The organism is Anabaena sp. 90 (assembly GCF_000312705.1).
In the GTDB taxonomy this organism is placed as follows: Bacteria; Cyanobacteriota; Cyanobacteriia; order Cyanobacteriales; family Nostocaceae; genus Dolichospermum; species Dolichospermum lemmermannii.
This window is the reverse complement of the sequence record NC_019427.1, coordinates 207,045-221,495: the sequence shown is the minus strand read 5'-3', so window position 1 is coordinate 221,495 and position 14,451 is coordinate 207,045. Positions and strand designations below refer to the sequence as shown.

At 37.7% G+C, this 14,451-nt stretch carries 16 protein-coding genes; 8 read left to right on the top strand and 8 right to left on the bottom strand.

What is annotated here, in order from left to right:
• Window positions 1-3 precede the first annotated feature (3 nt).
• Window positions 4-1,371, top strand: coding sequence for a cytochrome c biogenesis protein (locus ANA_RS00960; protein ID WP_015078171.1), 1,368 nt, complete (start codon window positions 4-6; stop codon window positions 1,369-1,371).
• A 47-nt stretch (window positions 1,372-1,418) separates the two neighbouring features.
• Here the strand turns inward: ANA_RS00960 and hisG are convergent, their stop codons facing one another.
• Window positions 1,419-2,063 (bottom strand): ATP phosphoribosyltransferase, encoded by a 645-nt coding sequence (gene hisG / locus ANA_RS00955; protein WP_015078170.1) that lies wholly within the window; start codon window positions 2,061-2,063, stop codon window positions 1,419-1,421.
• A gap of 75 nt (window positions 2,064-2,138) precedes the next feature.
• On the opposite strand from hisG, the gene rppA reads away from it, so the two are divergent.
• The gene (gene rppA, locus ANA_RS00950) at window positions 2,139-2,831 is read left to right on the top strand and encodes a two-component system response regulator RppA (RefSeq protein ID WP_015078169.1); all 693 of its coding nucleotides are present in this window, start codon (window positions 2,139-2,141) and stop codon (window positions 2,829-2,831) included.
• Between the two features lie 47 nt (window positions 2,832-2,878).
• On the opposite strand, the gene ANA_RS00945 is transcribed toward rppA, so the two are convergent.
• The 3 genes from ANA_RS00945 to ANA_RS00935 form a co-directional block, all read right to left on the bottom strand.
• Window positions 2,879-3,292 carry a secondary thiamine-phosphate synthase enzyme YjbQ gene (locus ANA_RS00945; RefSeq protein WP_015078168.1) on the bottom strand — a complete coding sequence of 138 codons (414 nt, stop codon included), beginning with the start codon at window positions 3,290-3,292 and terminating at the stop codon, window positions 2,879-2,881.
• An 86-nt stretch (window positions 3,293-3,378) separates the two neighbouring features.
• Window positions 3,379-4,452, bottom strand: coding sequence for a hypothetical protein (locus tag ANA_RS00940; protein ID WP_015078167.1), 1,074 nt, complete (start codon window positions 4,450-4,452; stop codon window positions 3,379-3,381).
• Window positions 4,453-4,592: 140 nt separating this feature from the next.
• Window positions 4,593-5,759 (bottom strand): aminotransferase class V-fold PLP-dependent enzyme, encoded by a 1,167-nt coding sequence (locus ANA_RS00935; RefSeq protein ID WP_015078166.1) that lies wholly within the window; start codon window positions 5,757-5,759, stop codon window positions 4,593-4,595.
• 85 nt (window positions 5,760-5,844) lie between these two features.
• On the opposite strand from ANA_RS00935, the gene ANA_RS00930 reads away from it, so the two are divergent.
• Window positions 5,845-6,960, top strand: coding sequence for an ABC transporter permease (locus tag ANA_RS00930; protein ID WP_015078165.1), 1,116 nt, complete (start codon window positions 5,845-5,847; stop codon window positions 6,958-6,960).
• A 96-nt stretch (window positions 6,961-7,056) separates the two neighbouring features.
• Here the strand turns inward: ANA_RS00930 and ANA_RS00925 are convergent, their stop codons facing one another.
• Together ANA_RS00925 and ANA_RS00920 are read right to left on the bottom strand one after the other, a co-directional pair.
• On the bottom strand, window positions 7,057-8,082 hold the full coding sequence (locus ANA_RS00925; protein ID WP_015078164.1) for an ABC transporter permease: 1,026 nt from the start codon (window positions 8,080-8,082) through the stop codon (window positions 7,057-7,059).
• A gap of 208 nt (window positions 8,083-8,290) precedes the next feature.
• Window positions 8,291-9,904 (bottom strand): ABC transporter substrate-binding protein, encoded by a 1,614-nt coding sequence (locus tag ANA_RS00920; RefSeq protein ID WP_015078163.1) that lies wholly within the window; start codon window positions 9,902-9,904, stop codon window positions 8,291-8,293.
• A gap of 243 nt (window positions 9,905-10,147) precedes the next feature.
• Here ANA_RS00920 and ANA_RS00915 point away from each other — a divergent pair, with 243 nt between their 5' ends.
• The gene (locus tag ANA_RS00915; protein WP_015078162.1) at window positions 10,148-10,723 is read left to right on the top strand and encodes a thioredoxin family protein; all 576 of its coding nucleotides are present in this window, start codon (window positions 10,148-10,150) and stop codon (window positions 10,721-10,723) included.
• A 143-nt stretch (window positions 10,724-10,866) separates the two neighbouring features.
• Here the strand turns inward: ANA_RS00915 and ANA_RS00910 are convergent, their stop codons facing one another.
• Window positions 10,867-11,379 (bottom strand): hypothetical protein, encoded by a 513-nt coding sequence (locus tag ANA_RS00910; RefSeq protein ID WP_015078161.1) that lies wholly within the window; start codon window positions 11,377-11,379, stop codon window positions 10,867-10,869.
• Window positions 11,380-11,718: 339 nt separating this feature from the next.
• Here ANA_RS00910 and aroA point away from each other — a divergent pair, with 339 nt between their 5' ends.
• The 4 genes from aroA (at window position 11,719) to ANA_RS00890 (ending at window position 14,082) form a co-directional block, all read left to right on the top strand.
• Window positions 11,719-13,068: a 3-phosphoshikimate 1-carboxyvinyltransferase gene (gene aroA, locus ANA_RS00905; protein WP_015078160.1), complete on the top strand. Its 1,350-nt coding sequence runs from the start codon at window positions 11,719-11,721 to the stop codon at window positions 13,066-13,068.
• A 67-nt stretch (window positions 13,069-13,135) separates the two neighbouring features.
• The gene (locus ANA_RS00900) at window positions 13,136-13,498 is read left to right on the top strand and encodes a hypothetical protein (RefSeq protein ID WP_015078159.1); all 363 of its coding nucleotides are present in this window, start codon (window positions 13,136-13,138) and stop codon (window positions 13,496-13,498) included.
• 39 nt (window positions 13,499-13,537) lie between these two features.
• Window positions 13,538-13,849 (top strand): DUF4258 domain-containing protein, encoded by a 312-nt coding sequence (locus tag ANA_RS00895; protein WP_015078158.1) that lies wholly within the window; start codon window positions 13,538-13,540, stop codon window positions 13,847-13,849.
• Entirely contained in the window at window positions 13,846-14,082 is a 237-nt protein-coding gene (locus ANA_RS00890; RefSeq protein WP_235081918.1) for a YgiT-type zinc finger protein, read from the top strand. The genes ANA_RS00895 and ANA_RS00890 overlap by 4 nt, the downstream gene beginning before the upstream one ends.
• Window positions 14,083-14,189: 107 nt before the next feature.
• On the opposite strand, the gene ANA_RS00885 is transcribed toward ANA_RS00890, so the two are convergent.
• A complete protein-coding gene (locus ANA_RS00885) occupies window positions 14,190-14,411 on the bottom strand; it encodes a hypothetical protein (protein ID WP_015078156.1) in 222 nt (73 codons plus the stop codon).
• Between the last annotated feature and the right edge of the window lie 40 nt (window positions 14,412-14,451).

Sequence of the window (14,451 nt, the reverse complement as noted above, 5' to 3'; positions counted from 1 at the left end):
GCAATGACTTCAGATCAGACAACATCCACAGAATTAAGTTGGTGGTTAATACCGGGGCGTTTTATCCGTCGGGAAGTTTTGCCTGTATTAACTGATTTACGTTTGGCAATTATTCTATTGTTAATTATTGCCTTATTTAGTGTGAGTGGTACGGTAATCGAACAGGGGCAATTGCCTGATTTTTACCAATCTAATTATCCAGAACATCCTGCTTTATTTGGTTTCCTTTCTTGGAAAGTTATTCAAGTAGTTGGGTTAGATCATGTATATAGAACTTGGTGGTTTTTGAGTTTATTAGTTTTATTTGGAACTAGTTTAACGGCTTGTACTTTTACTCGTCAATTACCAGCCCTCAAAGCTGCTCAAAAGTGGAAATATTACGAAGAACCTCGCAACTTCACAAAATTAGCTTTAAGTGCTGAATTGGAGGGTGTTTCTTTGCCATCAATTACGCCAATTTTGCAGCAAAAAAGTTATCGGATTTTTCAGGAAAAAGATGATATTCTTTATGCCCGCAAAGGTATAATTGGTAAATTTGGACCAATTATTGTCCACATTGGGATTGTCGCTATTTTGCTGGGGGGAATTTGGGGAGCAATGACGGGATTTATGGCTCAAGAAATGATTTCTAGTGGCGATACATTCCAGGTAAAAAATATTGTTGATGCTGGCGCTTGGTCTTCTCAAGATGTGTTGAAAGATTGGTCTGTGCGTGTCAATCGCTTTTGGATTGATTACACACCGACGGGAGGAATTGACCAATTTTATTCAGATATGTCTGTGCTGAATAATGAGGGCAAAGAAGTTAACCATGAGAAGATTTATGTTAACAAACCGCTGCGTTATCATGGTGTGGTTTTCTATCAAACAGATTGGGGAATTTCCAGCGTTCGGGTGAGATTAAATAAAAGCCCAATTTTCCAATTACCAATGGCACAATTAGACACCAAAGGTAAGGGTAGACTTTGGGGAACTTGGATTCCGACTAAACCAGATTTAAGTGAAGGTGTTTCCCTATTAGCCAAAGATTTGCAAGGCATGGTATTAATTTATGATGCTCAAGGTAAATTAATTAATACTGTGCGGGCAGGAATGTCTATCCCTGTAAATGGGGTAAATTTGCAAATTTTTGATGTCATGGGTAGCACGGGTTTACAAATCAAATTTGATCCTGGTATTCCTATTGTTTATACTGGTTTTGCTTTATTAATGTTAGGTGTGGTGATGAGTTATTTTTCCCATTCTCAAATTTGGGCTTTACAAACAGGCGAAACTTTATATATTGGTGGAAAAACTAACCGCGCTCAAGTTGCATTTGAACAAGAAGTTTTGGAAATTTTAGACCAACTTAGTGCCGTCAAAAAGCCCTAAAATTAAGATACCCGACTTCTCTAAGAAGTCGGGTATCTAAGATTTAATTAAGCTGTGGTGAGCATTTCTGACCGCATTTGTGCAATTAATTTATCTAAATTACCTGTATTTAACCGATAACTTAAAGGGTGAACAATTAACCGGGCTGTACTTTCATACAAAGTCGCAATCTCAATTAAACCATTTTCCTTTAAAGTCTTTCCCGTCGAAACTATATCAACAATTGCTTCTGACATTCCCGTAATTGGACCTAATTCCACAGAACCATACAAAGGGACAATTTCTATCGGTAAATCCAAACCTTGGAAATATTCTCGCGCACAATTTACATATTTAGAAGCAACTCGACCATGGGCCGGTAAATCTAACGGGGATTTGTAGGAACTAGCCGCTTTTACAGCTACAGACATTCGACAATATCCAAATTTCAAATCCACTAATTGGGCAACTTGGGGCTGTTTTTCTCTGAGAACATCGTAGCCGACAATTCCCAATTGTGCTTGACCATATTCTACATAAACAGGCACATCTTGCGCTCGCACTAATAAGGCTTTCGCTTGTCCACTAGCATCAGTAATTTGTAATTGGCGGTTTCCTGATTCTAAGAAAGCACTAAAATCTAATCCTACAGATTGTAATATGCGGAGACTAGGTTCAAGTAGTCCCCCTTTTGGTATTGCAACAGTTAACATTCTTTTTTTTGGTATTCTTAATGTGTTTGCAGTTCACTATATTGAGAATATATCTATATTGCCATTAGCAACAGAATGAAAATTTTATTAGTTGATGATGAAGTTGAGCTAACTGACCCTTTAAGTCGTCTCTTGACCCGTGAAGGTTATAGTGTTGATGCTACTTATGATGGGACAAGTGGCAGTAATTTGGCAGAAATAGGCAGTTATGATTTACTGATTTTAGATTGGATGTTACCGGGAAAAACAGGGTTAGATATTTGTCAGGAATTACGCCGTCAAGGTAAAACAACTCCTGTACTATTTCTCACGGCAAAAGATACCCTGGATGACCGTGTACAAGGTTTGGACGCGGGCGCTGATGATTATTTAGTCAAACCTTTTGAATTGCGGGAATTACTGGCAAGAGTCCGGGCTTTGTTACGTCGTACTGGTACAGAATCTTATAGTAGCACCACAGGAAAGCTAGTTGTAGCCGATTTGGAACTTGATATAGAAAATCAAATAGCTTATCGTCATGGGAGAATCATAGAACTCTCTCAAAAAGAAAGTCAGTTGTTACAATACTTCATGGAAAATGCTGGAAAATTACTGACGCATGGTCAAATTTTGCAGCATTTATGGCAAAATGAGGAACAACCTAATAGTAATGTGATTGCGGCTTTAATTCGTCTGTTGCGTCGCAAGGTAGAAGGAGTGGGTAAAACACCAATGATTCATACTGTTTATGGTAAAGGTTATCGTTTTGGTTCGACTGGAATTGAATAAACCAGGACATAAATGATCACAATTTAATTCTGATTGATATACTAAATCTATCCAGAAATATGAACTACTAACTCTCTCACATTATTCTGTTGACGATGTTCCCAAACATAGATTCCTTGCCATGTTCCTAATACCAAATGACCACGATTAATGGGAATTTGTTCGGAGGTATGGGTTAAAACTGTACGGATATGTCCTGGCATATCGTCTGGTCCTTCAGCATCATGAATGTAATGGTTTCCTTCTGGGACTATTTTGGCCATGAAATTAGCTAAATCAACTAATACATCAGGATCAGCATTTTCTTGAATTACTAAACTAGCTGAGGTGTGACGTAAAAATAAACTACAAAGCCCAGTTTCTATACCAGATTCAGCAACAATAGCTTCAATTTTGGCGGTAATATTGTGAAATGATTTTCCATGGGTGGAAACTCTTAATAGTTTTTGGTAGTGGATCATAATCCTCATGGTGTAATATCCCCGACTAATTTTTCAATGATATCAATAAATAATGAATCAATGGTAGAAGTAGGGGATCTGAATACTTACAAATAATCTATCACAGCTTTAGCTATTGTTTCATTGCCATTTTTATCAATGATTTTAGTTTGCTTCGGTGGTTGGGGTGACTGATAAAGAAAATCCCAATCTCCTTGAAAAAATTCCGGTACTGTGAGAATTTGATGATGATTGTAATTAGTAATTCCTGCTAACATAAAAGCAGCTTCGGCAAAATCATCACGAGGTATAGTTACCACTGGTACATCTAAAAGGGTGGCTTCTGAAAATGTCCCATAACCAGGTTTAGAAATAATTCTGCCACAAATTGGCATAAAATCTACAGGACGGTATTGACGATTTGTAACTTTAATTAAGTTAGGTAAATCTGGGGCTGAAGCATCAAAAGTAATAAATTGCCAATCGGAAAATTTGTTGATATTTGTATAGGGAATTGCTTGTAAACCTAAACCCCCAAATGTTAGTAAAATTGTTTTTTCTGGAGGTGTGTTTATTCCCCAATTGGTGCGTAATTTATCAATAGAAAAATGGGGAGAACCACCAGTTAAGCCTACATCTGTAATATTAGTAAATGCTGACATAGGTTCATGGAAAGGAAGACGAAATAAAAGGTCGCATTTTCCATACCAATCACTAATCCAATCAGCCATTTCCGTAAATTCTCCTCCCCAATCTCGATAGATAAAATCCCAACCAAAATTACTAATCATCCAACAGGGGATATTTGTAGCTTCAGCAAATCCGGCAGCGAGAAAAGGAATATCTGCCAAAATGAGATTAACGCGATTTTGACGAATAAAATTAACTTCTGAAGCAATTAAGGATTTGTGATTTTTTTTAATTTCTCGTAGTTTTTCCAAAGTTGCTGATTTATCCATTGTCAAACTATCAACTTGAACAACACCTAAATCAAACGCCCGTGGACGTAAAATGAAATCACCTTCTATATAAGATTCTAGTAACCAGCGAGGTGCAGTAGTAACTAGAATTAATAACGCTTCAGGACATAACTTTTGGATAGTGTTAGCTATGGAAGCTGTGCGGGTAGCATGACCAAAACCGTGATTGGTAATTGCTATATATATAATTGGTCGTTCCATGATTTCAAAAGAAAAAGGTTAAAAAGTATTCGTGTAGGTTAGGTTGATGCAAGAAAACCCAACATTAAAAATCATTTGTTTTGTTGGGTTTTCCCCAAAGCTATTACTCCGCGTTCACGCAGTGTCCCGCAGGGATACGTTCACGTTTCACAACCCAACCTACTTGATATTGCTGCTATTAATTGGTCAATTTCCGACTCTAAAGTTAGATAATGAACACTCACCCGAATGCAATTAGGATTGGCAATTGTTCGTGTTAAGATATTTTCAGACTCTAGAGATTGCACCAATTTAAAACTAGGTTGATTAGTTACTTGAAAAGAAACCAATCCACTTTCTGGAGGTGAATTTTTTAAACATTTGACATTGGGTAAAGAGTTTAATTTTTGCCAGAGATAATTACTATTTTGGCAAATTTGCTCATATCGTTCCTGTGCTGTTCCCCATTGTTCATGAATTGTAATTGCTTGCTTTAAACCCACATATAATGAAGTTGGTAAAGTGGATACTTCATATCTGCGTCCATCTGGTTGCCAACCCGTCGGTTGGGCTTGATTATTAGTAATTATCCCACTCAAACCAATAAAGGTAGGGTGCAAACTTTCCCTCGTTTCAGGACGCACATATAAACCACCCACACCCGCAGGACCACATAACCATTTGTGACCAGTAAAGGCATAAAAATCTACACCCAAAGCAGTTAAATCTAAAGGAATCACACCCACTGATTGAGCCGCATCTATCAATAACAGCGAATTATTACTTCTGCATACTTCGACAATCTTATCAATAGGTAAAACTTGACCAGTATTCCACAAAACATGACTTAAAACTACTAAGCGAGTTTTGGGACGGAGATTTTCAGCAATAATACTGATAGGATCACCTTCATTTAAAGTAGCCATTAAGGGACAAGTGGTAACTTCTACTCCAAACCTGCGGGCAATTTCCTGGGCTGTAGCAATTACTCCAGGGTGTTCGCAGTCGGAAAGAAGCAGATGATCACCTGCGTGCCAATCAATCCCCCACATCGCAATATTACAACCTATCGTGACATTACCTGTGAGAGTAATTGTGTTACTTGGTACATTTAATGTAGATGCAATAGCTTCCCGACTGGCTTGTATTTGCGGTGCGATCCAAGCATAAGCATCACTCCCAAAAGGACCTATACTTTGAATATGTGCCTGAGATTGGCTAATAGCATCCATAGCCCCTTGAGGCATTGGACCCTGTCCTCCGTAGTTAAAATAAAGCTTATTACTTAAAGCGGGAAATTGTGAGCGATGATGATGTAGGTTATTCATAAAATAGGTTTGCGGTTTTTGATCTAATCTATTGATATATACTTTTATCAACAATTAATCAACATTAACTTTTACATCAAAAACTATGAATTGGTGGCAACGACTCAACAAAAACCCTCTAGCACGAACTGGGGCAATTGTCCTCTTCTCTTTGTATTTAGCAGTAATTGGTGCTGATTTCATCGCTCCTTATAACCCTTATGATTCACAAACCAATGGTTCACTACTCCCACCGACTCAGATTCATTGGGTATCTCAATCAGGGCAGTTTATTGGACCCCACGTATATCCTACAACACAAGGCGATACTAACTTAGAAACTGGGGAAAGAAAAATAATTATAGATCAGACAAAACCTTCACCATTACGATTATTTGTGACTGGGACAAAATATCAATTATTTAATTTGAGTATTTCCCTACCTCCAAAATGGCAGGAAGTCACAATTATTCCGGGTATTTCTTTAAATTGGCATTTGTTTGGCGTTATTGGTGACGCAAAATTGAATATTTTGGGAACAGATGAACAAGGACGTGACCAATTTAGTCGCTTGTTACATGGTGGTCGAATTAGTATGTTTATTGGTATTTTCGGGATTATCATTACCTATCCATTGGCATTGCTTATTGGTGGTATTTCCGGCTATTTTGGCGGAATAATTGATAGTATCATCATGCGTTTAGCAGAAGTCTTGATGACCTTTCCGAGTATTTATTTATTAGTAGCATTATCAAGTATTTTGAGTCCAAAATTAACCAGCACTCAGCGATTTTTACTAATTATTTTGATTACTTCTGTAATTAGTTGGGCAGGTTTAGCGAGGATAATTCGCGGACAGGTATTATCAATCAAAGAACTCGAATTTGTGCAAGCAGCAAAGGTAATGGGTGGTAATCCTATTTATATTATTGTTCGTCATGTTTTACCACAAACTGCAACTTACATTATTATTTCTGCTACTTTAACAATTCCTAGTTTTATTGGAGCAGAAGCAGTATTAAGTTTAATTGGTTTAGGTATTCAACAACCAGATCCTTCTTGGGGAAATATGCTTTCTTTAGCTAGTAATGCTTCTATTTTAGTGTTACAACCTTGGCTAATTCTACCACCAGCAATTCTAATTATTATCACCGTTTTGTCTTTCAACGTCTTAGGTGATGGTTTGCGTGATGCTCTTGATCCTCGTAGTGTGCAAAGATGATTATGAGTGGGTTAAGCGACAGCGCAACCCAACAAATGTTTTAATAATTTATGTTTAATAATGTTGGGTTTCCTTGCGTCAACCCAACCTACATAACTAATATCTAATTCTCGGATCTACATAAGCATTAAGAATATCAATCAAAATACTCGCACTCACAACAATTGCCCCGAAAAATACTAACACCCCCTGAACTGTAGGATAATCGCGGTCGGAAATAGCTTGATATAAACGATTTGCTAACCCTGGCCAGGAAAATGTCACCTCTGTTAAAATTGCTCCACCTAATAAGGAAGCAAATGTTAATCCTAATACTGTAATTACAGGAATTAAGGCATTCTTTAAAGCATGGGAAACTAAAATCTTATTTTCAGAAATTCCCCGCGCTCTAGCCGCTTCTACATAATCAGCCTTTAAGGTTTGTTTTAAATTAACCCTGACAATGCGCTCAAAAATTCCACTCAGCAAAATTCCCAAAGTTAAACTTGGTAAAGCTAAATGATGTAAAGCTGTAAAAAATTGACTTAAATTCCCACTTAATAAACTATCAATTGTATATAAACCAGTAATATTTGTAGGTGCAGGAAGATTAGGAGGAAACCGATTAGAATTAGGAAACCAACCCAATTGAACTGAGAAAACTAATTGTAATAACATACCTGCCCAAAACATCGGTAGTGCATAGGTAATAATCCCGAATAACCGCCCCCCAATATCAAAAGCAGTTCCCGGACGAGAAGCGGAAATAGTTCCCACTAAAACGCCAACAATCAGCGCCACAGCCATACTCGCAAATGCTAATTCTACGGTTGCTGGAAAATATTGACCAATTATTTCACCTACATTTTGCCCGCGACTGGTTAAAGAAGTTCCTAAATCAAATTGCAGTAATTTACCTAAATAATTGAGATATTGTAACCAAATTGGTAAGTCCAAACCAAGTTGTTTTCTTAATTCTTCTTTCGCACTTTCTGGCGCTCTTCCTCCTAAAATAGCATCTGCGGGATCTCCTGGCGTAGCTCTAAGTAAAAGAAAAACAATGGTGATAATAGTGAATAGTTGCAATGGTGCAAATAGCAACCGGGAAAAAATGTAATACTGTAATGCTTTAGAACGAGACATATTTATTAATTAAAAATTTAAAATTCACAAAAACCTCGTTCCTTGTCTCTGACAAGGAATGCAGCCTTGAGGCTCTGCCTCATCTAATTAACAAGAGGCAGAGCCTCTAAATGGCATTCCCAGCCGGAGTCTGGGAACGAGAGAATGGCATTCCCAGCCGGAGTCTGGGAACGAGGAAGAACCGGAGTCTGGAAGGAATTACCAATACCTACTTTTTAATTGTTTTGTAAATTAGGTTTTGGGTAGGATCAAGATTGACATTGGCTACGCCTTTTTGAGCAAATACAAAATCTTTGCTTTGCCATAAAGGGATGTAGGGAACATCAGTTAATACTTGGGTTTGAATGTCGGCAAATATTTTTTTCCGGGCTTCAGGATTTTGTTCTTTGCGTTGTTGATCTATGAGTTTATTCATAGCTTCACTATAATAAAATGACCCCTGAGTTTGACTACCACCTGTTTCGCAACCTTTAGCAACTGAACCTTGTTCACAGGCTAAAAATGGCTGCACGTAGTTGTCTGGATCTAAAAAGTCTGGATACCAATTAGTTAAGGTGCTGGGATATAAACCTTTGGAAATTTCTTTATAGAAAGTTGCACCTTCTACGGTTTTAACTTCAAATTGCAAAATACCATCCATTTTAGTATCAGCGAGGGATTTTAAGGTTTGTGCAACTAAACTGCGCGTCATTGAACTTGCAGGATACCAAATTTGCACTTTTGCTGGATTTTCTTGGGAGAAACCAGCAGCGACTAAGGATTTTTTGGCTTCTGCAAATTTACCATCACCATATTTATCTTGAAACAATGGCTGGGAAACATTGAAGGTGGTGGGAATCATGCTGTAAAGCGGATCAGCCTGTGATAATAATACCCGATCATTTAATAATTTACGATCAATTAATGATGCGATCGCTTGTCTTACCTCTACTTGATCTAAAGGTTTTTGATTGCGATTTAAAGTCAGATAAGTAACTACACTACCTTGAGCAGATATAGCTTGCCAATCTCCCTTTTTTGCACTTGCTTCTAAACTCTGAATTTGATCTGGTTGTAAGGATAGATAAGCCACATCTATCGCACCAGTTTTAAAGGCATTAAATAAGTTGACTGGACTGGTTTGAATTTGGACATTGACACCTTTGTTTTCTGGTTTTGTTCCCCAATATTTATCAAATACATCAAACTTTAAGGAATCAGTTCCATATTTGGCTAATTTATAAGCACCAGTTCCTACAAAAATATTTGGTTTAAATTTTCCCGCCCCAATTTCATAGGATTTTGGTGAAACCGCACAGACTCCAGAAAATGCTAACAATGAAGGAAAAGCTGCAAAGGGTTTCTTCAGTTTAATTGTTAACTCATACTCTCCTGTGGCTTTAATTGAAGCTACGGTATCGGAAAGTAGGAAGGATGGTTTACCTTTGTTTTCGATAAAGCGTTGCAGACTAAACTCCATTGCTTTGGCATTGAAGGGAGTATCATCATGAAATACTACTCCTTGGCGAATAGGAATAGTATAAGTTAAACCATCTGCACTCACTTTTGGTAATGCTGTGGCCAATTGTGGTTTAATTTCTGTACTACCTGGTTCGTAAGTGTACAGGCGATCGCTCATATTAAATACTAAACTCAAAGATCCCAATTCATACGCATCAGCAGGATCAAGAGTTCTTGGCTTTTCCGTTGTCCCTACGGTAATCCGACCATCACCCGCAGGAGCATTTATAGCATTAGGCTGTGGTGCATTTGTTTGCTGTTTAGGAGTACAACTAACAACCAATAATAGACAAAGACAGAACAAAGATAGGAGTTTTGTCATCCTACCCCATTGTTTAATTAGCAAGGAACACCAAGTGATCATTATTAAAATATTTTCAATCAACGGTCAGTCATTATAGCAGGGAAGAGGGAATATTGATCTTTTTCCCATAACTTAATTACATAACTCATAATATACTCAAATTTTTTAATAAGTTATGTATTTGAATTGGGTAATTTTCCTAAATCAAGATGGATTATTCTATTATTAGAAAAAACCCTGATCAAAACATTTAAAAAAATTATGGTTTTAACAGCTTCCACAATGTTGCCTCTAGGCACGAAAGCACCAGATTTTCATCTACCAGAAGTAGTATCTGGAAAAATAATTTCTCTTGATAATTTTGCCGATAAAAAAGCATTGTTAATCATGTTTATTTGTCGTCACTGCCCATTTGTTAAGCATATTCAACAAGAATTAGCCAGATTAGATCAAGATTACAATAATAGTGACTTAGGGATTATTGCCATTAGTGCTAATGATGCTAAAAATTATCCCAATGATGCCCCAGAATCATTAAAAGACATGGCTATAGAACTGGGGTTTGATTTTACCTTCTGTTACGACGAAACCCAAGAAACGGCAAAAGCATATACAGCAGCTTGTACACCAGATTTCTTTTTATTTGATAGCGATAGAAAACTCGTTTATCGTGGACAATTAGATGATAGTCGTCCTAGTAATAATCAACCTGTTACAGGTAAAGATCTAAGAGCAGCTATTACCGCAGTCTTAAATAATCAACCTGTAATAAGTGAACAAAAGCCCAGTATTGGTTGCAATATCAAATGGAAATCAGGTAATGATCCTAGTTATTAAGGGTAATTGGTAATTGGTGATTGGTGATTGGTAATTGGTGATTGGTAATTGGTAATTGGTGATTGGTAATTGGTGATTGGTAATTGGTGATTGGTGATTGGTAATTGGTAATTGGTAAAACTCTTACCTGTTCCCTGTTCCCTTTAATGCTGAATTTCCAAATTGAGAATATAACACCCTAATTGGATTTTTCCTGTCCACAATTCGTATTCTAAACGGAGATTCTCTGGAAAAGGATGCCCGCTAAGAGTAAAACTTTTGGTAAAATTACGCAAACGGATAGGTTGATGGGGTTGTAATGATTCATTTGGCAACCAGAAACGACTAATGCCATAAACACCTAATTCCCAAAAGTGGCGGTAACTGACTTGTGCATTACCTTGCATTGTCATAATTAACCGCCGAGATGAAATTTCCAGCCATAAAATTCTGGGACTGCTAGGAGGAGAAAAATTGTTTTTAGTTGGGTAAATTGTATCTTCTGGATTTAAATAACTGCCTACCTCACAACTAATCAGAGGTGGTGCAGTTAATAGTAAATGAAATTTATCTGTATTCTTTTGGATTAAAGTTCCAGCAGTGTCAACCACAGACCAAATCGGTAAGTCCGTGGAAATCATTGATAAACATACGGGTTTGCGGTGGTGAGTTAGCATGAGAGTGTGAGGGGTTACAAATAAAGAATAAAAGTTGAGCGATTTTCTAAATTGCCAGTTTTGCCTGTTATTTAACGTTACGGCTGACGTTTTTGGTGAAAGCAACAAAACACAAGACATTTAAGCAAGATATCTAATAAATAGTAAAACCTGCTTCATCGTTAGCAAATATTTTGATTTGTTAATCTAAACCACTCAATATGGTATTACCTGTCACCTGCTATCTACCGAAAGAAGGATTATAGTTGCCAAAAAGCGGTAGGATACTAAATTGGAAGTGAATAGTGATAAACAAGTCGCTGTTTAGCTTTTATTCTATTCAAAAGTCATTGTATCCTAATGTCAGCTATTGTTATTAATTTAGAAACTCAAGCAAACTCTTCTGATCACTTAATTATTCAGCGCCCTGCCTCTGGATTGTCTTTGCAGGGACGTATCCGAATTCCTGGAGATAAGTCTATTTCTCATCGCGCTTTGATGTTGGGTGCGATCGCTGAAGGTGAAACTCAAATTCAAGGACTGCTGTTAGGTGAAGACCCCCGTAGCACTGCGGCTTGTTTTCGGGCTTTAGGTGCGGAAATTTCCGACTTAAACACAGAATTAGTCAAAGTCAAAGGCATCGGTTTAGGCAATTTTCAAGAGCCTATAAACGTCTTGGATGCGGGTAATTCTGGGACAACGATGCGGTTGATGTTGGGATTGTTAGCATCCCATCCAGGGCGATTTTTCACGGTGACTGGTGATAGTTCTTTGCGATCGCGTCCCATGTCCCGTGTCGTCAAACCACTGCAACAAATGGGAGCGCAAATTTGGGGACGCAAAGGCAACACTTTAGCACCTCTAGCCATTCAAGGACAGGCTCTAAAACCCATTCATTATCATTCTCCCATTGCTTCGGCTCAAGTTAAATCCTGCATTCTCCTCGCGGGTTTAAACACCCAAGGACAAACCACCGTTACTGAACCCGCTTTATCACGGGATCACAGTGAACGAATGTTAAGGGCTTATGGAGCAGAATTAAGTATAGATCCAGACCGCAATAGCGTCACAATTACGGGTGGGGCGAAACTCTACGGACAAACTGTAATTGTCCCTGGTGATATCAGTTCAGCGGCTTTTTGGTTAGTGGCTGGGGCGATCGTTCCCGGTTCAGATTTGGTAGTCGAAAATGTCGGTGTGAATCCCACCCGTACTGGCATTTTAGAAGCCTTAGAACTCATGGGGGCAGATATTCAACTAGAGAATCAACGGGAAGTAGCGGGAGAACCTGTGGCTGATATTCGCGTCCGTTCCGGTGGTTTAAAAAGCTGTACCATCGCTGGTGATATTATTCCCAGGTTAATTGATGAAATTCCCATTTTGGCAGTTGCAGCGGCTTTTGCTGAGGGGACAACAATTATAAGAGATGCGGAGGAGTTAAGGGTCAAAGAGAGCGATCGCATTACCGTGATGGCACAACAACTCAATAAAATGGGGGCAAAAATCACCGAATTACCCGACGGGATGGAAATCACCGGCGGTACTCCCTTAGTCGGTGCGGCAGTAGATAGCCATACAGATCATCGCATTGCCATGAGTTTAGCGATCGCAGCCCTTAACGCCACCGGTACAACCACCATTCACCGCGCTGAAGCTGCTGCTATTTCTTATCCCAATTTCACAAGCACATTACGGGAAATTTGTCAATAGTTTTTAGGGACAGGGAATAGAGGACTGGGGTATAATTGATAAACAACAAATATTCTTAATCAGCATTATGACTACAGTTGCCATTTTACCTATATCAAATGCCAGTGGTGAAAGGTCTTATCGTGCTATTGCTGGAGATAAACAGTCTGTTGGCAAAACTGCCGGTCAAGCTTTAGATGCTTTGACTACACAGTTAGGTGAAGTTGAATTTCGGGCATTATTAATTATTGATAACTTTCATCCTGATCAATTCTTCACTAGAGATCAACAAGAACGTTTATCCGAACTAATGACTATCTGGAGAATAGCACGAGATCAAGAACAGAAACTTCCGTCAGAAATACAAATTGAGTTAGATAACCTTGTTAATCTTGAACTCAATGCTGCTACTGCTAGAACCGCATCCTTAGCACAACAATGGAGTCAATGAATCAATTTTATCATCTTGTAGCAGATCGCGCCATAACTAATGAAATCTATAGATGAAATTCGTGAACAACTTAAGTCAGGAAATTTTGAATTTACTCGTCATGGACTAAAACGTTTAGTTGAAAGAAATATCAGTCGCGCGGAAATAATGGAAACAGGAGATAATGCAATTATTATTGAAGATTATCCAGATGATAAATACTCTCCTAGCTGTTTAATTTTAGGATTGACAATTAATAATCGTCCTTTACATTTACAGGTATCAAGACGAGAATCTGATATTTTAACTATTATTACTTTATATGAGCCTGATCAAACTGAATGGATTGATTATTCCCAAAGGAGGTTATGATGGAAAGTTGTCATATTTGTGGTTCAGATAAATTTACTGAAGAATTAGTTAATGAAACTTTTGAAATCGAAGGTAAACTAATTTTAGTGGAGGGTATTCCAGCTAAGGTTTGTTCTCGTTGTGGAGAAATAACCTTTAGTAGTGAAACTGCTGAAAATATTCGTTTAATGTTGAATAGTAATCAAAAATCTCAGAGAAAAATTGAGATTGATGTTTTTGCTTTTTCTGCTTAACTGATAACTTGAATATTCTTGTATCATATGAAACTGAATCTGATTTCAATGATTATCTTTCTAATTTAGAAAATTATGAAGCTAGATTGGCTAAAGGAGAAATAAAATCATTTCGTTTCTTGTCTCCATGCTTCTTGACGAATGGACTCAGTAGTAATATTTCTATTTTCCCAGATTCCTGCCAAAGAAAAAAAATCTTGCTCATCATCAGATATATTTGTGTTATCTTCTATTACTTCTACAGAGTTAACAAAATCTAAAGCAGAAATAAGTTTTAATAGCATCTGTGCTTTTTCTTTATCAGCAATTTGAATGATTAGTTGTTGCATATTTGTTTTTTAGTATAAAACTATTGTAATTAGGCATCTC